General features: G+C 46.9%; 19 protein-coding genes and 1 other RNA gene. 16 read left to right on the top strand and 4 right to left on the bottom strand.

Annotated elements, in window-relative coordinates; genetic code table 11:
* Positions 1 to 130 precede the first annotated feature (130 nt).
* Both CSQ88_RS03750 and CSQ88_RS03745 read right to left on the bottom strand, forming a co-directional pair.
* Positions 131 to 1,087 carry a GyrI-like domain-containing protein gene (locus tag CSQ88_RS03750; protein ID WP_099396765.1) on the bottom strand — a complete coding sequence of 319 codons (957 nt, stop codon included), beginning with the start codon at positions 1,085 to 1,087 and terminating at the stop codon, positions 131 to 133.
* A gap of 16 nt (positions 1,088 to 1,103) precedes the next feature.
* Positions 1,104 to 1,949 (bottom strand): hydroxymethylpyrimidine/phosphomethylpyrimidine kinase, encoded by an 846-nt coding sequence (locus tag CSQ88_RS03745; protein ID WP_099396764.1) that lies wholly within the window; start codon positions 1,947 to 1,949, stop codon positions 1,104 to 1,106.
* 59 nt (positions 1,950 to 2,008) lie between these two features.
* On the opposite strand from CSQ88_RS03745, the gene CSQ88_RS03740 reads away from it, so the two are divergent.
* The 5 genes from CSQ88_RS03740 to hemL all read left to right on the top strand — a co-directional run bounded on the left by CSQ88_RS03740 (position 2,009) and on the right by hemL (position 5,388).
* Positions 2,009 to 2,173, top strand: a complete 165-nt coding sequence (locus CSQ88_RS03740) for a rubredoxin (RefSeq protein WP_099396763.1) — start codon at positions 2,009 to 2,011, stop codon at positions 2,171 to 2,173.
* A gap of 10 nt (positions 2,174 to 2,183) precedes the next feature.
* Positions 2,184 to 3,020, top strand: a complete 837-nt coding sequence (locus CSQ88_RS03735) for a M48 family metallopeptidase (RefSeq protein ID WP_099396762.1) — start codon at positions 2,184 to 2,186, stop codon at positions 3,018 to 3,020.
* On the top strand, positions 3,020 to 3,442 hold the full coding sequence (locus CSQ88_RS03730; RefSeq protein ID WP_099396761.1) for a CopD family protein: 423 nt from the start codon (positions 3,020 to 3,022) through the stop codon (positions 3,440 to 3,442). Before CSQ88_RS03735 ends, CSQ88_RS03730 begins: the two co-directional genes overlap by 1 nt.
* A gap of 22 nt (positions 3,443 to 3,464) precedes the next feature.
* Positions 3,465 to 3,926 (top strand): CYTH domain-containing protein, encoded by a 462-nt coding sequence (locus CSQ88_RS03725; protein WP_099396760.1) that lies wholly within the window; start codon positions 3,465 to 3,467, stop codon positions 3,924 to 3,926.
* Between the two features lie 181 nt (positions 3,927 to 4,107).
* Positions 4,108 to 5,388 (top strand): glutamate-1-semialdehyde 2,1-aminomutase, encoded by a 1,281-nt coding sequence (gene hemL, locus CSQ88_RS03720; protein ID WP_099396818.1) that lies wholly within the window; start codon positions 4,108 to 4,110, stop codon positions 5,386 to 5,388.
* Positions 5,389 to 5,504: 116 nt separating this feature from the next.
* Here the strand turns inward: hemL and CSQ88_RS03715 are convergent, their stop codons facing one another.
* Positions 5,505 to 6,008 carry a TlpA disulfide reductase family protein gene (locus tag CSQ88_RS03715; RefSeq protein WP_180273515.1) on the bottom strand — a complete coding sequence of 168 codons (504 nt, stop codon included), beginning with the start codon at positions 6,006 to 6,008 and terminating at the stop codon, positions 5,505 to 5,507.
* A 369-nt stretch (positions 6,009 to 6,377) separates the two neighbouring features.
* Here CSQ88_RS03715 and ylqF point away from each other — a divergent pair, with 369 nt between their 5' ends.
* The 11 genes from ylqF to CSQ88_RS03660 all read left to right on the top strand — a co-directional run bounded on the left by ylqF (position 6,378) and on the right by CSQ88_RS03660 (position 15,303).
* Positions 6,378 to 7,277, top strand: coding sequence for a ribosome biogenesis GTPase YlqF (ylqF, locus tag CSQ88_RS03710; RefSeq protein WP_099396758.1), 900 nt, complete (start codon positions 6,378 to 6,380; stop codon positions 7,275 to 7,277).
* A gap of 113 nt (positions 7,278 to 7,390) precedes the next feature.
* The gene (locus tag CSQ88_RS03705) at positions 7,391 to 7,591 is read left to right on the top strand and encodes a hypothetical protein (RefSeq protein WP_099396757.1); all 201 of its coding nucleotides are present in this window, start codon (positions 7,391 to 7,393) and stop codon (positions 7,589 to 7,591) included.
* Positions 7,588 to 7,905, top strand: a complete 318-nt coding sequence (locus CSQ88_RS03700) for a cell division protein ZapA (protein WP_099396756.1) — start codon at positions 7,588 to 7,590, stop codon at positions 7,903 to 7,905. The genes CSQ88_RS03705 and CSQ88_RS03700 overlap by 4 nt, the downstream gene beginning before the upstream one ends.
* A 22-nt stretch (positions 7,906 to 7,927) precedes the next feature.
* Positions 7,928 to 8,104, top strand: a non-coding RNA gene (gene ssrS, locus CSQ88_RS03695) — 6S RNA.
* A gap of 18 nt (positions 8,105 to 8,122) precedes the next feature.
* A complete protein-coding gene (locus tag CSQ88_RS03690) occupies positions 8,123 to 8,719 on the top strand; it encodes a 5-formyltetrahydrofolate cyclo-ligase (protein ID WP_180273514.1) in 597 nt (198 codons plus the stop codon).
* Positions 8,720 to 8,958: 239 nt separating this feature from the next.
* A complete protein-coding gene (ptsP, locus tag CSQ88_RS03685; RefSeq protein WP_099396755.1) occupies positions 8,959 to 11,508 on the top strand; it encodes a phosphoenolpyruvate--protein phosphotransferase in 2,550 nt (849 codons plus the stop codon).
* Between the two features lie 140 nt (positions 11,509 to 11,648).
* The gene (locus CSQ88_RS03680) at positions 11,649 to 11,882 is read left to right on the top strand and encodes a PTS transporter subunit EIIB (protein ID WP_099396754.1); all 234 of its coding nucleotides are present in this window, start codon (positions 11,649 to 11,651) and stop codon (positions 11,880 to 11,882) included.
* 56 nt (positions 11,883 to 11,938) lie between these two features.
* On the top strand, positions 11,939 to 13,699 hold the full coding sequence (ptsG, locus tag CSQ88_RS03675) for a PTS glucose transporter subunit IIBC (RefSeq protein ID WP_099396753.1): 1,761 nt from the start codon (positions 11,939 to 11,941) through the stop codon (positions 13,697 to 13,699).
* Between the two features lie 105 nt (positions 13,700 to 13,804).
* Positions 13,805 to 14,464 (top strand): phytanoyl-CoA dioxygenase family protein, encoded by a 660-nt coding sequence (locus CSQ88_RS03670; protein WP_099396752.1) that lies wholly within the window; start codon positions 13,805 to 13,807, stop codon positions 14,462 to 14,464.
* Positions 14,465 to 14,554: 90 nt separating this feature from the next.
* Positions 14,555 to 14,749 (top strand): PspC domain-containing protein, encoded by a 195-nt coding sequence (locus CSQ88_RS03665; RefSeq protein ID WP_099396751.1) that lies wholly within the window; start codon positions 14,555 to 14,557, stop codon positions 14,747 to 14,749.
* A gap of 44 nt (positions 14,750 to 14,793) precedes the next feature.
* Positions 14,794 to 15,303: a hypothetical protein gene (locus tag CSQ88_RS03660; protein ID WP_099396750.1), complete on the top strand. Its 510-nt coding sequence runs from the start codon at positions 14,794 to 14,796 to the stop codon at positions 15,301 to 15,303.
* Between the two features lie 128 nt (positions 15,304 to 15,431).
* On the opposite strand, the gene CSQ88_RS03655 is transcribed toward CSQ88_RS03660, so the two are convergent.
* Positions 15,432 to 17,450 (bottom strand): NADPH-dependent 2,4-dienoyl-CoA reductase, encoded by a 2,019-nt coding sequence (locus CSQ88_RS03655; protein ID WP_099396749.1) that lies wholly within the window; start codon positions 17,448 to 17,450, stop codon positions 15,432 to 15,434.
* Positions 17,451 to 17,639 lie beyond the last annotated feature (189 nt).

Here is a 17,639-nt window from a genome sequence, read left to right as displayed (position 1 = left end):
CGTTCAAGAAAGGGAGTCCCTGCGTAGATGCCGCACCCAAATCAAGGTGCCGAAGGCACTAAAATAGGTCTTTTGACTTTAGTTAGAGCGTATGGGTATCACTCACCCTAAGAATGATGCAATAAGCACTCTATTTATCATTCACCACCGTCGTCACCAGCTTTAACAGCTCAGGCAAAATCTCTGGCAAGCGGTCCTGAATACTGCGCCCCGGCAAAAGCGGCAGGCAAAGATCATAGCGGCCATCGTAATAGCACTCCACCCGTGGCCGCTGCGGGTCCAGCATCCAGCCCGAGTAAGGCAGCCATACCAGCATTAAATCGCGCCAGCGCGGGCCAATATCTGCTCTCTCTCCAATATGCCTGAAAACAGCCCAGCGCCCGGCGGGGCGCTGATATTCACCCAATAGTCTGGGTAATTTAAATTGACGTGAGACAGGTACGGCTACATCGTAGCGGCGGCGCTCAGCAGGGGTTGTGGCAGGATCGCTCCAGACCAGGCCAAACCATCGATCCGCCTTAATCTCAAGCGTTTGGCATTGCTCCTGGAAGCTGGCCAAAAATTCTTCTAAATGAAAACCATAGTCGCCCACTGCACGCAGATAGGCCATTCGTTCTGTCGGCCATTCTTCTAAATCGATGCAGGCCTCAACTTCATCCCAGCTCCAGACCCTATCTACATCGGTGCCTGCAATCGCAGGCCCTGGCCGATAAGACATTGCGCCTAAATTATTAGCAACCCAGCAAATTGCCACAGCCCGCCCGGCACGTAAATCACTGGGCGTAAAGCCAAAGCTGCGGCTGAATGCTCGGCTGAAAGTCGCTGGTGAAGAAAAACCAACTAAATCAGCTACCTGCCCAATGGATAAATGTGGCGACCATTGCAAAAGCGAAGCAGCAACTTCTAAACGTAATTGCCATAAAAACGCCTGCGGGCTATCGCCATATTCACTTTGAAAGCGATGAGCCAGATGCCATGGCGAATAATGAGTGACATCGGCTAAATCAGCCAATTGCAAAGGCGCAGCCAAGCCGCGCACCATGCGATCAATCGCTTTTTCCAGCCTCAGGCAAGGGGGGTTAGTCATGTTTCACGTGAAACAATTAAAGTGCCTCATCAAGCGGGGTGATCGTTACATCATCAGCAGGCCTTGCCCAAAAGAAGCGATCAGGTATCTGCTGCCCCATGCCAGGCCGGTAAGCGGCCTGCAGTGTTTGCCAGGTGTAGTCCTGGCCTTCTTTGACCGCTTCATTAATTTCAGCGCCATTGGCCAAAGCGCCTGTTAATGCCGCGGCCAGTGTGCTGCCTGCCCCGTAAAAACTGCCAGGCAAGCGATCCCATGTATCAACGCTGGCCCGCCCCATATCACTGTATAAAGCGTTAATGACCTTAGGCGTATTTTCGTGAGCACCAGTAATGAGTACATATTCGCAGCCACAATCTAAAATTCGGCTTGCTGCAATATCCAAGGTTAAATCTTCCTGCTCATCCAAATCATCCGAAGCTAAGTGCCTTGCTTCAATACTATTTAGCGTAACCAGCGTGGTATGAGGTAATAAAAGCTCACGCGTCATAATCAGTAATTCTTCGTTAGCCAAATGATCCCCTGCCTTAGAGAAAAATACAGGATCTAATATAAGCGGAATTTCAGGATAATCAGATGCAATCTCGGCTATCACGGTAAGTGTTTCTAAGCTGCCAATCAGGCCTACTTTAATGGCATCAACTTTCATGTCTTCAAGAATGCAGCGTGCCTGATCTTCTACCCATTCGCTCTCAATAAGTAAAACATCTTGTTCGCCTGCGCTATCTTGAATAACGATGCCAGTAATCACTGGTGCCACATGGCAACCCAAGGATGATAAAGCAAGCATATCTGCTGCAAGTCCAGCACCACCGGATGGATCATTACCAGCAAATACAAGCACAATAGGGGGGCTGGTAGTCATGGGGACATTCACTGAATCAGGTAAAATTGAAATTTTATCTTACTTAATAGGTAACTCGAATGAAAAAATATATGTGTCTCATTTGTGGCTTTATTTACGATGAAGCTGAAGGGATGCCAAACGATGGCATTGCAGCCGGAACAACATGGGAAGATATTCCTCCAAACTGGACTTGCCCGGATTGTGGAGCAAGAAAAGATGATTTTGAGATGATAGAAATCTAAAAGGATAGCTATGAAAAAGCTGATTAGCGCTGTTGTACTTTCAGCCTTATTACCAGGCTGTCAGCAGGTAAGTACAACAGAATCAGGCGCAACCCAGATAAACCGCAAGCAAAGCATGAGCGTGCTATTGTCTGAACAACAAGTCGACAATATGGCCAGGCAGTCTTATCAGGAAACGCTGAACAAAGCGCAAAGCAAAGGCGTGCTCAATAGTGATAAGCAAATGACAGCCAGAGTGCGCACAATTGCTAATCGAATTATTCCGCAAACCAGCGTATTTCGCCCGGATGCCAGCAAGTGGCAATGGGAAGTCAATGTAGAAAACAGCCCGGAGCTAAACGCCTATTGCATGGCGGGTGGCAAGATTATGTTTTATTCCGGCATTATCGAAAAACTAAAACTCACCGATGATGAAATTGCCCAGATTATGGGGCATGAAATCAGCCATGCTTTAAGAGAACACAGCCGCGAGCGCATGAGCAGTGCGTATAACAAGCAGCTGGCTATGCAAGGCTTATCTCTGCTGACGGGTGGAAAATATGATGGCTATATGGGTATGGCCGATGAGCTGATGCAAGTAGGCTACTTCCTGCCTAATAGCCGTGAGCATGAATCTGAGGCCGATACTATGGGCTTAGAGCTGGCGGCAAGGGCTGGATATAAGCCACAAGCAGCGGTGAGCCTATGGCAAAAAATGGCTGCGGCCAGCAAGGGGCAGCCAGCAGAATTCCTATCTACTCACCCTTCAAATCAAACGCGTATCCAGGACTTGCAAGCCAAAATTCCAGCCGTACAAAGCTTATACGATGCAGCTGCGCGTAAATATCCAAATAAAAAGGAAAATTAATGCTCTGGGTAAAAGCACTGCATATTATTTTTATTACCAGTTGGTTTGCAGGCCTGTTTTATCTGCCCAGATTATTTGTCAATCACGCCATGAGCACAGATAGCGAAACCATTGCACGCCTGAAATTAATGGAGCATAAGTTAATCCGCTTTATGACGCCCTTAGGTATTTTGGCACTGATATTTGGTATCTGGCTTTGGTCTTACTTTGATTTTTATATGGGCACAGGCTGGCGCTGGATGCATGTAAAGCTCACGCTTGTGGCCGTTTTAATTGCTTACCATGCTTATTGCTGGAAGATTTGCAAAGATTTTGCAGCAGACAGAAATACCCGCAGCCATCGCTGGTATCGTTTTTTTAATGAAATTCCTGTGCTTGTTTTAGCGGCTTGCGTCATTTTGGTTGTAGTAAAGCCCTTTTAAATGCTTTGGGGAAAAATGAATAATGGCTACAGAAATTGAACGTAAGTTTTTATTAAGTAATGAAGACTGGCGTAAAGAAGTGCATCAGTCCAGCCGGATTGCACAAGGCTATTTATCCAGCGATCCTGATCGGGTAGTGCGTGTACGTTTACGTGCAGAGCAAGGATTTATCACTATAAAAGGCAAAACAGCAGGGATTGAACGCTTGGAGTATGAATATGAAATACCCTTTACTGATGCTGAAGCATTATTAGCGCTGTGTCCCAATGTCTTAGATAAAACACGATATTTAATCGATTTTTCAGGATATATTTGGGAGATCGACGAATTTCATGGCGAAAATGCACCTCTTATTATTGCTGAGCTGGAATTACCCGCCAGCGATGCAAGCTATATCAAACCAGCTTGGTTAGGCGAAGAAGTATCAGATGATCCGCGATATTTTAATAGCTATCTTTCAGAACATCCTTATTCAAGCTGGTAATGAGCATTAATCAAAAATAAGCGTCTTGCAAAAGGCGCTTATTTTTTACCTGATGTTTTTCAACTACGTAGTAAGAAATACAACACTACGTTATATAAGAAAACAATGAACAAACAGGCAATGGCGGTTTCTGCACAAGATTGATGGCGCTATGATGTGGCTTTCTATTGTGGAACTCGTCATGAATCAAAACCAACAATTATTTGCTGCCGCACAAAAGCATATTCCTGGTGGCGTAAATTCGCCCGTACGTGCTTTTGGTTCTGTTGGTGGTACTCCACGGTTTTTTAAAAAAGGCGAGGGCGCTTATGTTTGGGATGCAGATGACCAGCGTTATATTGATTATGTAGGTTCCTGGGGGCCGCTTATTTTAGGCCACACGCATCCTAAAGTGCTTGAAGCAGTTATTCAAGCGGCTAAAAACGGTATGAGTTTTGGAGCGCCAACAGCTGCAGAAGTAAAATTAGCTGATTTAATTTGTGAAATGTTGCCTTCTATTGAGCAAATTCGGCTTGTTTCAAGTGGTACCGAAGCCACAATGAGCGCTATTCGCCTTGCCCGCGGTTTTACCGGCCGCGATAAATTAGTGAAATTTGAAGGTTGCTATCATGGCCATGCGGATAGCTTACTGGTAAAAGCTGGTTCTGGCTTATTAACTTTCGGTAATCCTTCGTCGGCCGGCGTTCCAGCGTCAGTTGCTGCCGATACCTTAGTCTTGCCATATAACGATGTTGCTCCACTGGAAGCATTGTTTGCAGAAATGGGCGATAAAATTGCAGCCATTATCGTAGAACCTATCGCTGGCAACATGAATATGGTGCAAGCCAGCCCGGAATTTGTTCAGGCGATGCGTAAATTAACTGAAAATCATGGTGCAGTTTTGATTTATGACGAAGTCATGACCGGTTTTAGGGTTGATTTGCACTGCACTCAGGGTTTGCATGGTTTAAAACCAGATCTGACATGCTTGGGTAAAGTCGTTGGCGGGGGTATGCCTCTGGCAGCTTTTGGTGGCCGCAGCGACATTATGTCTAAGCTGGCACCTTTAGGACCGGTTTATCAGGCAGGTACATTATCTGGTAATCCAGTTGCGGTAGCAGCCGGGCTGGCTACATTAAAACTTATTTCTGAAGACGGTTTTTTCAATCAGTTATCAATTCAGACTAAGAAATTATGTGAAGGTTTAATTCAAATTGCAAAAGAAACAAACACTATATTTTCTGCGCAAAGTACAGGGGGGATGTTTGGTTTTTACTTCAGTGAAAATATTCCCAAATCTTTTGCAGATGTAATGAATTCAGATCGTTCTAAATTTAATGCATTTTTCCATGGGATGTTAGAGCAAGGAATTTATTTAGCACCTTCTGCATTTGAAGCAGGTTTTGTTTCTGCAGCACATTCGGATCAGGATATATTGCTTACTCTTGCAGCAGCTAAAAAAGTTTTTATGCAAATTAAGTAATTCTTCAGATATAGAAAAAACGGCCATTTGGGCCGTTTTTTTTTGTTTCTTTTTAATGCAGACAAGTTTTTATTTCATACTGATAATAATGTAAGTTATTGATTTTAAATATATATTTAAACTGATCTTTTAATTTCTTTTTCAATCAATTTCTCAATTTCATTAATATCAGCAACACCTACGTATTTCTTAATAATATCGCCATTCTTATTAATTAAGAAAGTACTGGGTGTTAATCCTACATCGCCAAAAGCTTTAGCAATATTGCCATTTACATCATGTTGTATAAAGAAAGGTAATTTTTTTTCTGCCACATAATTAGCAATGTATTCTGGATTGTCATAATCCATAGCAATTGCAATGGTTTTATAATTATTATTTTTATATTTTTCTTGTAGTTTAATTAATTCAGGCATTTCCTGAATGCAGCCTGTGCAACTGGTTGCCCAGAAATTAACCAGGATGATTTGGTTTTTTAATGTAGACGGGTTTAGGTTTTGACCCTGAATACTGGTTAATTTTATATCAGGTGCTTTTTTATTGGGTGTTTGAAAAAGTAAGTAACCAGCTATGGCTATGATGGTTGTGATAACAAGCAGATGTTGAAAATATTGTTTCATAGCTGTCTTCCTGAGCATGCAAGTGGGCGATTTTAGAACATTTTCAGTTGGGTTTGCGGTAGAAAATTTATTTACACCTTTTTTTCTTTTAATACTTCATTTAAGAAGAAAGATATAAGAACAACTAATAAGGGGCGGTGTTTTCTGTGGATAAGTCATTTTCTCCTGTTTTTTCAAGAACTTAAGTTATCCACAAGGCTGGGTGCGGAATATGTTTGGCCTGTGGATAATTTGGAGATAGTTTTTTGGGTTTTGCAGGCTTGAAGGTTTTCCACAGTGCTGCTTACTTTTATCCACAGGCCAAGTAGTTGATTTGATGGATCGTTTGATTTTTCACCGTATAATGGCTCGTTTTGATGGAGGGGTTCGATGGCGATTCAGTGGTTTCCAGGGCATATGAACACTGCCCGCAAGCAGGTTGCAGAGACCATGGCCAAGGTAGACTTGGTGATTGAGGTGGTTGATGCTCGCTTGCCACTGTCCAGCAGCAATCCCATGATTGAGCCTATGCGCCGCTTAAGGCAGCGCCCTGCTCTCAAGGTTTTGAATAAAGCTGATTTGGCAGATCCAAGGCTCAATAAAATTTGGCTGGAATGGTTTAAGTCTCAGCCAGGTACTGAAGCTGTGTTGCTGGGTGAAGACAATAAGATTCAGGGTGCAAAGCTGATTCCTCAGTTATGTCAGGCGCTTGCACCGCATCGTGATGGTGAAGAGAAACCACTTCGGGCAATGATTGTAGGTATTCCTAATGTGGGTAAATCTACACTGATCAATCATTTAGCTAAGCGTAAGATCGCAAAAGTCGCTGATACGCCAGGTGTGACTAAAATGCAGCAGCGGGTAGAAACGCTGGCAGGCATGATTTTGTATGACACACCAGGCCTGATGTGGCCAAAAGTGCAAAATGAAGATTCAGGCTATCGTTTAGCCATGGCGGGATCGATTGGCCGCAACGCTTATGATGAAGTGGATGTGGCGCTGTATGCGATTGAAACTTTGGTAGAGCGTTATCCGCAATTACTGCTTGATCGGTATAAATTGAAAGATTTATTAGGTGATGCAGAACCGTTGTTTGAGCTTATTGGTAAGAAGCGCGGCGCTATGCTGTCGGGCGGTCGTATTGATACACAAAAAACGGCAGATATGATTCTGACTGAGTTTCGCAGTGGTACTTTAGGGCGTATTACTCTTGAAACACCGGATGATTTCCTTGAAATGCCTGTGTACGATCCAAATGATGAAGTTGAGTTGCCAGATCCGGATTTGTAAACGAAACTGGGTGTTGCACACAATTTACAGAATGAAAAGAGTCATTATCGGCGCGGCGTATTCTCTTTAAGTACCTTAGAATTCGTCTGCTCTGCTGCCTATGGAAGTCGTTGATGGAAGCTGAACTTTTAAATCTTGAAGACAAAGTGGCTCAATTAGCGCTGCTTTGCCGTGAGTTGCGTGATGAAAATCGGGGCTTGCGTCAGAAGTTATTGCTGACACAACAGCAAAATCAAGGCTTACTGGCAAAAATAGATGGCAGCAAAGAAAGAGTTGCCGCCATTCTTGCCAAGCTGCCGGAGGATACAGAATGAGTGAGGCGGGGATTAAGCAGCTTGATGTTTCTATCATGGGACGTGAATTTCGTGTGGCGTGCCCGGAAGATGAAGAAGCCACACTGATACAAGCTGTTGAGCTGCTGGATCAGCGTATGCATGAGATCCGTGCCTCCGGAAAGGTGGTAGGACTTGAGAAAATAGCGATCATGGCGGCTTTGAATATCACACATGAATATTTGCATACGCGTGTAGACGGGGGTTTTGACATTGCGACAATTCAGCGTAGAATTGCCAGCATGAATTCAACAATAGACGCAGTGATGGGTGAACAGACTGAATTGTTTTCCTGATTTGCGGCTTTTGTAAACCAATGCTTTCCTGCGGTGTTTGTTACGGCTTGTCTCTCTGAACCAATAATTACTTTGGTTGCCTGCCATGAGTATGCCTGTTGTGAGCATCCCCCGTTGGATGCACCTGATGGCATCCGGTCGGTGACCGCTTGAACCTTCGGTTCAAGATTGCTCGTCGGACGGCACTCGCGGGAAGCTCTTCATTGTTTCACTATTCGTGAATATCAATAGTCAATCTGCTAAATCCGAAGCGCGGCGTGTTATACGCCGCGCTCGTGCTTTGATCCCCCCTTTAGAAAGACATTCCGCAGAATCCGCTGTTGTTGCCATGGCAAAACAGCTTGGGTTATTACGCCGGGGTTTAAAAATCGCCGCGTATATTCCTGCCGGAAGTGAGTTTTCTCCCTGGCTGTTAATGTTGAATGCGTTAGTGAGTGGGGTAGATGTGTATCTGCCCAAAGTGCCAAAGCGGGGAAGAAAATTAAGTTTTGTGCGTTTAGATTCAACTAATCGCTGGAAACTGGGGCCGCAAAATATTCTTGAGCCTTTGGGTGGTGAAATATGTTCGCCACGCGATTTGGATATTGTGTTTTTGCCTTTGCTGGGGTTTGATGCAAGTCTTGCGCGAATGGGGCAAGGCGGAGGCTATTATGATTGCACGTTTGAATTCAGACGTTTGCGGCAAAGCTGGAAAAAGCCCCGTTTAGTTGGCCTTGCATTTGATGTGCAGTATTTTGAGCAATTACCCGTAGATACTTGGGATTTACGTCTAGATTACATCTTGACTGGGAAAAAAGTTTGGCGGAAGCCATAGTTATGTTGTTTTTTTGTAATTTTGCTTCTGTTAGTCTTTCTTTGTTAGAAAGTAAAAACAGTTCTCTCAGCAACCTGGCGGCAAAAATACGATTTTCATGAGAAAACGCAAATTATTGCCATGACAAAGGCAATAAATACACAGTTATTTTTTTTGACATCGCACTAAACTACGTCGCGATTGGCCATAAAGCCAACATAGAGTCTCTACAAGCACTGCCCCCCAATAATGAGGTTGCCATGAATAATTCGACTCAAGCCTCTCGGCTGGATCTTTTTGCACCGTTATCAGGTGTTGTTGTCGCGATAGAATCGGTTCCTGATCCGGTGTTTGCGCAAAAAATGGTGGGTGATGGAGTATCGATTGATCCAATTTCCAACCTGCTGCTTGCCCCTGTTGCGGGTAAAGTAACTCAGCTGCATTCATCAAAACACGCCATTACCATCACAACTCCCGCTGGGATTGAAGTGCTGATTCATATTGGTTTAGATACCGTGATGCTGCGTGGCGAAGGATTTACGGCCAGGGTGGCTGAAGGTGCTGAAGTAAAAGTAGGTCAGCCTCTGATCGAGTTTGATGCCGATTTGGTTGCCCGCAAAGCGCTGAGTTTGCTGACCCAAATCGTGATTACAACAGGCGATAAGGTTGTTAAATATATTCCAACGATTAAAAAAACGATCGCTGCAGGCCAGGATATCGTGTTGTCTCTGGATTTAGCCGGTGCCACTGTGGTGGGGCAGGCTGTTGCTGCTGATGCAGCGATTCAATCTGCTGCTGTGATTGTGCCAAACCCAACAGGCTTGCATGCTCGTCCTGCTGCGGTGTTAGCCAATACAGCTAAAACATTTAAATCTGATTTAAAACTGGTACGTGCCGGAGACGAGGCAAATGCTAAGTCGGTTGTCTCCATCATGGGGCTGGAAGTACAGCATGGTGATTCGGTCTTTGTAAAAGCAACCGGTCCTGATGCTGCTCAGGCTGCAAAAGCCCTGGCTGAGCTGATTGCCAGTGGTTCCGGTGAAGAGTGTGGTGGCGTATTGCCGCCGGTTGCTGCAAAGCATCTGCCTAAGCCGCAAACTCGTCCTGCATTGAAATCGAATGATCCAAATATGCTGATGGGTGTTTCTGCTTCACCAGGTCTTGCAGTAGGGCATATTTATCAGGTTAAGCAAGAAGTTATCGATGTTGTTGAATCAGGTGATGTGCCTGAGCTGGAAAAACGCCGTCTTGAAAATGCATTGAAAGAAGCGTACCAGCAGCTTGAGGCGTTAAAAGGTGAAATTGCCGATCCGGCAAAAGCAGAAATTTTTGCTGCTCACCAGGAATTATTGTCAGACCCTGATTTACTGGATCTGGCAACAGCTGGTATCAGCCAGGGTAAGAGCGCAGGATTTGCATGGCGCGCTGCGTTTACCAATTACGCAGATAAGCTTGCTAAGCTGAAAAATGAAGTTTTAGCTGGCCGTGCCAATGATATTCGCGATATTGGCCGCCGCGTTTTGCGTTTGATTGCTGGCATTAAAGAAGCGGCGCTTGAAGTACCAAATGATGCCATTTTGATTGCAGAAGACCTGACCCCATCCGATACCGCTTCGCTGGATCGCAACAAAGTACTTGGTTTTTGTACGATTGGTGGCGGTGCAACCAGCCACGTTGCTATTTTGGCCCGCTCTTTGAATATACCTGCAATTTGTGGGATTGAAGAAGCCGCTTTGCAATTGGCAAATGGCACACCTGTGATTCTGGAAGGCAGCAAAGGCTGTTTGCGTTTAAACCCTTCCAGCGAGGAAATCAGCAGCATCCGTGAGCGCCAGGTCAAACTTGCCAAGCGCCAGGCTGAAGAATTGGAATCTGCGTTTGAGCCGGCAACCACCACAGATGGTATCTGTGTTGAAGTTGTGGCCAATATTGGTGGCCTTGAAGAAGCTCAGCAATCGGTGAAGCTGGGCGGTGAAGGTGTTGGTTTACTTCGCAGCGAGTTCTTGTACCTTGAGCGTACAGATGCTCCAACTGAAGCAGAGCAAGACAAAATCTACAGCGATATTGCTAAATCACTGGGTAAAGACCGCACCTTTGTTGTGCGTACGCTGGATGTGGGTGGCGATAAGCCGCTGCCTTACTTGCCTATGCCTGCAGAAGAAAATCCATTCCTGGGTGTACGTGGCGTACGCTTGTGCCTAGCAGAGCCAGAATTATTGCATACACAAATTCGCGCGATTTTGCGCTCGGCTGAGCATGCCAAGTTAGCCATCATGTTCCCGATGATTACGTCTTTAGAAGAAGTGCGTGAAGTTAAGCGTATCGTTGCAGAAGAAAAAGCGGCTCTGGGCATCACCGCTCAGGTGCAGGTTGGGATTATGGTTGAAGTCCCTGCCACAGCCGTGATGGCAGAGATTTTTGCCCGTGAAGTGGATTTCTTCTCGATTGGTACTAACGATTTAACCCAGTACACACTGGCTATGGATCGTGGTCATCCAAAACTGGCTAAAGAAGCGGATGCCATGCATCCGGGCGTATTGCGTTTGATTGCCAACACAGTGAAAGGCGCGCACACCCATGGCAAGTGGGTTGGTGTTTGCGGTGGTATTGCATCTGACCCGGCTGCGGTTCCATTACTGATTGGTATGGGCGTTGATGAGTTGTCGGTGAGCGTTCCTGCGATCCCTGCTGTGAAAGCGCTGGTACGTAAACTTTCAAAAGTGGAATGCCAGAAGCTGGCTGCAGAAGTATTGCAAATGGGCACTGTGGCTGAAGTTCGTGCCCGCTTAGCTCAGCAAATAACAGATTAAATTATGCTGAAAACAGGCCGGAAGCGGCCTGTTTTGTCAAGCGTATAGGTCAATGTCTTGCTTCACGGTTCATGCGGTATTCTACGGATTGTGGTATTACATGTCATACGTGAGAATTAACAGTGGAAAAAGTAAATACAATGAGCGATAGCTTTCCTATTCTGTTGGTGGCAGCCCTTGGTGGATGGAGCAATATTCGCTCCTTAGAAACTGTGGCTTTGACTCGTTTAAGGGTAGATTTGATCGATGAGAGCCGTTTTGATGCAGAGCGTTTACAGCAGGCTGGTGTATTAGCTGTAATGCCTTGTGCAAATCATGTCTATCATTTGCTGATTGGCCCTGAAGCACCGCGTTATATGGAAATTCTGTCTTAATCTTGATTGATGCCTTGGCGGCTTTTTGCGCCTGAGCTGGGTCGTACGGAGAAATTATGTTTAAGAACGCATTTGCATTCTTACAGAAAATCGGCAAGTCGCTGATGTTACCGGTGTCAGTATTGCCGGTTGCTGGCCTGTTGCTTGGATTTGGTGCATCCAATTTTTCCTTCTTGCCGGATGTGGTTTCACACCTGATGGCAGCGGGTGGTGGTGCGATTTTTGGTAACTTAGCCCTGATTTTTGCAATTGGTGTAGCGCTGGGCTTAACCGAAAATGATGGCGTTGCTGCCATTGCGGCTGTTGTTGGTTATGTTGTGCTGTTGGCAACAATGGGCGTAATGGCTCCTGTGCTGGGCACAGAGCCAGCGATGGTCATGGGCATGAAGGCAATGGAAACCGGCGTATTTGGCGGGATTATCGCCGGTGCTCTGGCGGCTGGCCTGTTCAACAAATACTATCGCATCGAACTGCCACCTTACCTTGGCTTCTTTGCCGGTAAGCGTTTTGTGCCGATTGCAACCGGTATTGCGGCGATTTTTGTTGGCGTGATCTTGTCGCTGATCTGGCCTCCGATCCAGGGCGTGATTAAAAGCTTCTCGCAATGGGCTGCGTATGCTGATCCGCGTATCGCTGCAACGCTTTATGGTTTTGTAGAACGGATGCTGGTGCCGTTTGGTCTGCACCATATCTGGAATGTACCGTTCTTCTTTGAAATCGGTAATTACGTGGTAGATGGCAAGCCTGCTGTGCATGGTGATATTGCACGCTTCTTTGCGGGTGATCCTACTGCCGGTATCTTGTCTGGCGCGTTCTTGTTCAAAATGTTTGGTTTGCCAGCGGCTGCAGTTGCAATCTGGCATACGGCTAAGCCTGAAAACCGCGTTAAGATCGGCGGGATTATGATTTCAGCTGCGCTGACATCATTTATGACAGGTATTACCGAGCCAATTGAATTTGCTTTCTTGTTTGTAGCTCCACAGCTCTACGTTATTCATGCTTTCCTGGCTGCATCCACCCAGTTTGTTGCTAACTCGCTCAATATCCATATGGGCTTTAGCTTCTCGCAAGGTGGTATCGACTTCCTGATGTTTAACGCCTTGGGTAAATACGCGCAAAACTGGTGGTTAATTCTGCCTCTGGGCGCGGTTTATGCAGCGATTTACTACTCGGTATTCCGTTTTGTGATTGTGAAACTCAATCTGAAAACGCCGGGCCGTGAAGACGAAACCGCAGAAGAACATGTTGTGGATAGCAGCGAGCATGGCCGTGCTCGTGAATTAGTGCTGGCCTTTGGTGGTCGCAGCAATATCAGTGGTCTGGATGCATGTATTACCCGCTTGCGTATTTCGGTTAAAGATATCTCTAAAGTGAATCAGCCTAAGCTGAAAGCCATGGGCGCTGCCGGTGTAATGGTGGTGGGCAATGGTATTCAGGCTATTTTTGGTACGCAATCAGATAATCTGAAATCCGATATGGTTAATTACCTGAAAGTAGCTGGCCCTGAAGCAGATGCAGTGACTGCACCTGTGCAACAAGCCGCAACAGCGGGTGTGCAGGCAGTAGCAACTTCTGCAGGCAACATCAATGGTAAAGCCATGCAAATTCAGGCGGCATTGGGTGGTATTGCCAATATCCGCAAGCTGGAAGCCATTGCAGGTACTCGTTTGCGTGTAGAGCTTGCAGATGCTTCACGTCTTGATGAAGCCGCTTTAAAAGCAGCGGGGGTAGAAGGCGTGATGCCACAGGGTGAACAAGTGTTCCACCTGATTGTGGGCCAGCAGGCCGGTGATGTTGCTAGTGCCTTAGCAAAATAAAAGCTTAATGCTCTATAAAAACCCGCCAGTGATGGCGGGTTTTTTTGTTTAAATACGGAGTGATGGTAAGCTGGCTGTTAAAGTATCTTGCAAACAAAGATAAATATGAATGCATTTGAACGTGATGGCTTTGCTTTGGTTTCTGCCATATTCAGCCCTGCTGAATGCAGAGCCATTGCAGGGCAGATTGAAACAATGCGTTGTGCCTCTGCAGGTACGCGGCGTTTATTATTGCAGGACGGGTGCCGCTCTCTGGCTGTAAAAATCCGCCAGCATCCGGTTGTGTCATCATTGCTGTCTGGCATGGTTGCGGTGCAGTGCACCTTTTTTGAAAAATCTGCTTCCCGCAATTGGCTGGTCTCAGTGCATCAGGATTTAAGTATTCCTGTGGCAGAGCGCATTGAGCATCCGGCATTGCGGGGCTGGTCAGTTAAAGAAGACCAGTTGTATGTACAAGCCCCTGTGGAGGTATTGCAGCAGCTGATAGCGGTGAGGGTACATCTGGATAGCTGCGGGGCAGAGGATGGCCCGCTGCGCCTTGTGCCAAGATCACATTTGCAGGGCTTGGTGACGGCAGAGGATGCTGCAAATGCCCGCCGGCAAGAAATCGTCTGTGTGGCAGACGCAGGCAGCGCATTGCTGATGCGGCCCTTACTTTTGCATTCATCTTCAAAATCATCAGGTACAAGCCAGCGCAGGGTTTTGCATTTTCTATTTGCTCCTTCAGCGCTTCCTTTAGGGCTTCGTTGGAGCGATACAGTTTGATTGAGGTATTTGTTTGATTATTGATCGTGCAGAAACGTGATATTTTTTGTGAGTCAGAAGTTAAACCGCAGGATTAACGAGGAAGAAACCATGAATAAAGTCTTACGCAGAAGCCGTGATGATCAATGGATTGCAGGGGTAATGGGCGGGCTGGCAGATTATCTGGGAATAGGTTCGGGCAAGCTGCGGCTGATCTTTGTGATTGTGTCTTGTTTATCGGCGGCATTTCCAGGTATTTTTGTTTATTTGATTCTGTGGTTTTTGATGCCTAAGCAGGGTGCCTGATTTTTAATCTGGCTTCATTGTGCTTCTAATTAAAGGCGCTGAATTTGACTTTACTTACTCTTAATCGCGGTGTTTATGCCAATGTGCAAATCAGGCCGCGGTGGCCTGCTCAGCAGGTGCAGGTAGATTCAGATACATTGAGCAAATTGCAGCGAATTCAGATGAAACTACCTGAGCATATTGGTTTGATTTTGACCCGGGCTTACGAAAAAAAAGAATCTCAGCTTGGTTTTGCCCGCAATAAGTTTCGTGCTCTGGGTATCAGCGTTTTTCGTTTTTTTTATTCCTGCAGGCAAGGCGAGATCGCTGCTATTTTTGGAAGTAATGGTCACGACGTGGATGGCACACATATTGATGTGTCCTTTCTTCTGCATGGGCGTCGTGTACGGCTATTGCCTCTGAGCGTGTTTACGCCTTTGTTTTGGCAAAAACGCCGGGTGGAGCGATACGCACTTCCGCTGAGTCAGGTAAAAGAAGCTCTGGCCAAAGAGGGTTTTCGAATTCACTTAAATTCAACTGAAAGCCTGCAAATCCATTGTGATCTTGTTGTGTAAATGTATTTAAATTAGCTCACTACTCAGCTGTTGAATATTGGCTGTGTCCACGCCCTTACTCTCATATTGAAGTGTATAAAAAACCCATCGCCCTAAGGACGATGGGTTTTTTGAGGGGCTTGAATAATTTAAAACCCCATTGCCAGATTAAAGCCCTCGGCAATGGCGCGTTTGGCGTCTACTTCGCCTGCAAGCAGCGCTCCGCCAATGCGGTGCACTGGTGCACCACTTGCACTGAGTTTATCCCAAAGCGTTGTTACCGATTCCTGCCCGGCGCAAAGCACGATTTGATCGACTTCAAGGCAGATCTCTTCGTTATTTTGCTTGATATGCAGGCCAGCATCATCGATTTTTAGGTATTCAACCCCACCCAGCAGGTTTACGCCGCGTAATTGCAAGGTGGCACGGTGTACCCAGCCCGTGGTCTTGCCGGGGCCGCTGCCAGGCTTGCCCTTGCTGCGTTTTAACAGCCAGATTTCGCGGCCGCTGGGCTGCATGGCGGGTTTGGCTAAGCTGCCTGCGCTCTTCATGCTGGAATCAATACCCCAGTCGCGGATAAAGTTGTCTGTAGGGCTGAGATCGCTGTGGGTTTCGGATAAAAACACCGCCGTATCTACGCCAATTCCGCCTGCGCCAATAATCGCAATTTTTTTGCCCGGTTTTACTTCGCCGCGCAGCAGGGCTGGGTAGGAAACCACGCTTGGGTGGGTGATGCCTGCAATATCCGGCACGCGCGGTTGTACACCGCTGGCAATCACAATTTCATCAAATTCACCGGCCAGCTCTGTGGCTTGTGCAAAGTGATTGAGTTTTACATTTACGCCAAGGTAATCGAGCTGATTGCGGTAGTAGCGCAGTGTTTCGGTGAATTCTTCTTTGCCGGGGATGCGCTGGGCAATACCAAACTGGCCACCAATGGCCGCGCTTGCTTCAAACAGCGTAACTTTATGGCCTCGGCTGGCTGCGGCAGTAGCGCAAGATAATCCGGCTGGGCCGGCGCCAATCACGGCGATGCGTTTGGCTTGCTGGGTTTTGGTGGTTTGCGGGAACTCGGTTTCGCGGCAGGCGCGGGGGTTAACCAGGCAAGAGGCCGCTTTGCCTTCAAATACATGGTCGAGGCATGCCTGGTTACAGGCAATACAGGTATTGATGAGATGGGCAGCCTTGCCCGCCGCTTTATTGACAAAATCAGGGTCGGCCAAGAGGGGGCGAGCTAAGGAAACCATATCCGCATCGCCGCTGGCTAAAATATGCTCGGCAATTTCCGGGGTATTGATGCGGTTTACCGCAATCAGCGGGATAGACACATGGTCTTTTAGCTTGCGTGTTACCCAGCTAAAGCCACCACGAGGTACGGCTGCGGCGATGGTGGGAATACGTGCTTCGTGCCAGCCGATACCGGTGTTAATCAGGGTAACGCCAGCGGCTTCAAGTGCTTGGGCAAGGATAATCGCTTCGGGTAGTGTGCCGCCATCCTGGACTAAATCGAGCAAAGACAGGCGGAAAATAACAATAAAATTGGGGCCAACCGCTGCACGCACAGCCTTGCTGATTTCTACTGCGATACGCTGACGGCGTGTTGCGTCACCGCCCCAATCGTCATCACGCTGATTGACATGGCTGCACAGAAATTGGTTGATCAGATAACCTTCTGAGCCCATGATTTCTACGCCATCATAACCTGCGGCTTGGGCCAGTTTAGCGGTGTTGGCAAAATCGGCAATCGTACTGGCGATTTCTTCCTCGCTTAAAGCATGGGGTGTAAATGGCGTAATCGGTGAAGCAATAGCCGATGGGGCCACGCTGGCAGTGTGATAGGCATAGCGGCCGGCGTGCAAAATTTGTAAACAGATTTTGCCGCCCGCATCGTGCACGGCTTGGGTAATTGGCTGATGGCGGGGGATATCAGCCTCGTCGGCCAGCATGGCGGCGTCTTCATAAATACGGCCTGCTGCATTGGGCGCAATGCCGCCCGTTACAATCAGCCCTACGCCACCTTTTGCCCGCTCGGCATAAAAGGCCGCCATGCGTTCCGGGCCATCGGCGGCTTCTTCAAGCCCCGTATGCATTGATCCCATCAGGACGCGGTTTTTAAGGGTGGTAAAGCCCAGATCGAGGGGGCTTAATAGCTGTGTAAAGGTCGACATCGGAATATTTCCCAGCAATTATATTGATTAAAAATCAAGCTGATTTATCTTTTTTCTTGGAGCTTAATAGCTGCGTTCAGGCCGAAATTGTGGCGTTTCTAAACGATTGTTTGAATTAACATTAGCCTGATTTCTCTTGCTTGTCCTATTGGGGTTTACCAGCAGAGAGCCTGAGATGGCGTTTTTGCT

The organism is Iodobacter sp. BJB302, assembly GCF_002735645.1.
Taxonomy (GTDB): Bacteria; Pseudomonadota; Gammaproteobacteria; order Burkholderiales; family Chitinibacteraceae; genus Iodobacter.
The sequence above is the reverse complement of the archived record's forward strand: the minus strand, read 5'-3'. Positions and strand labels throughout refer to the sequence as shown.

What these genes read in the sequence shown, in the direction of transcription:
- CSQ88_RS03750 (WP_099396765.1), bottom strand. Translation starts at nt 1,087, where the DNA reads ATGACTAACCCCCCTTGCCTGAGGCTGGAAAAAGCGATTGATCGCATG.
- CSQ88_RS03745 (WP_099396764.1), bottom strand. Translation starts at nt 1,949, where the DNA reads ATGACTACCAGCCCCCCTATTGTGCTTGTATTTGCTGGTAATGATCCA.
- CSQ88_RS03740 (WP_099396763.1), top strand. Translation starts at nt 2,009, where the DNA reads ATGAAAAAATATATGTGTCTCATTTGTGGCTTTATTTACGATGAAGCT.
- CSQ88_RS03735 (WP_099396762.1), top strand. Translation starts at nt 2,184, where the DNA reads ATGAAAAAGCTGATTAGCGCTGTTGTACTTTCAGCCTTATTACCAGGC.
- CSQ88_RS03730 (WP_099396761.1), top strand. Translation starts at nt 3,020, where the DNA reads ATGCTCTGGGTAAAAGCACTGCATATTATTTTTATTACCAGTTGGTTT.
- CSQ88_RS03725 (WP_099396760.1), top strand. Translation starts at nt 3,465, where the DNA reads ATGGCTACAGAAATTGAACGTAAGTTTTTATTAAGTAATGAAGACTGG.
- hemL (WP_099396818.1), top strand. Translation starts at nt 4,108, where the DNA reads ATGAATCAAAACCAACAATTATTTGCTGCCGCACAAAAGCATATTCCT.
- CSQ88_RS03715 (WP_180273515.1), bottom strand. Translation starts at nt 6,008, where the DNA reads ATGAAACAATATTTTCAACATCTGCTTGTTATCACAACCATCATAGCC.
- ylqF (WP_099396758.1), top strand. Translation starts at nt 6,378, where the DNA reads ATGGCGATTCAGTGGTTTCCAGGGCATATGAACACTGCCCGCAAGCAG.
- CSQ88_RS03705 (WP_099396757.1), top strand. Translation starts at nt 7,391, where the DNA reads ATGGAAGCTGAACTTTTAAATCTTGAAGACAAAGTGGCTCAATTAGCG.
- CSQ88_RS03700 (WP_099396756.1), top strand. Translation starts at nt 7,588, where the DNA reads ATGAGTGAGGCGGGGATTAAGCAGCTTGATGTTTCTATCATGGGACGT.
- ptsP (WP_099396755.1), top strand. Translation starts at nt 8,959, where the DNA reads ATGAATAATTCGACTCAAGCCTCTCGGCTGGATCTTTTTGCACCGTTA.
- CSQ88_RS03680 (WP_099396754.1), top strand. Translation starts at nt 11,649, where the DNA reads ATGAGCGATAGCTTTCCTATTCTGTTGGTGGCAGCCCTTGGTGGATGG.
- ptsG (WP_099396753.1), top strand. Translation starts at nt 11,939, where the DNA reads ATGTTTAAGAACGCATTTGCATTCTTACAGAAAATCGGCAAGTCGCTG.
- CSQ88_RS03670 (WP_099396752.1), top strand. Translation starts at nt 13,805, where the DNA reads ATGAATGCATTTGAACGTGATGGCTTTGCTTTGGTTTCTGCCATATTC.
- CSQ88_RS03665 (WP_099396751.1), top strand. Translation starts at nt 14,555, where the DNA reads ATGAATAAAGTCTTACGCAGAAGCCGTGATGATCAATGGATTGCAGGG.
- CSQ88_RS03655 (WP_099396749.1), bottom strand. Translation starts at nt 17,450, where the DNA reads ATGTCGACCTTTACACAGCTATTAAGCCCCCTCGATCTGGGCTTTACC.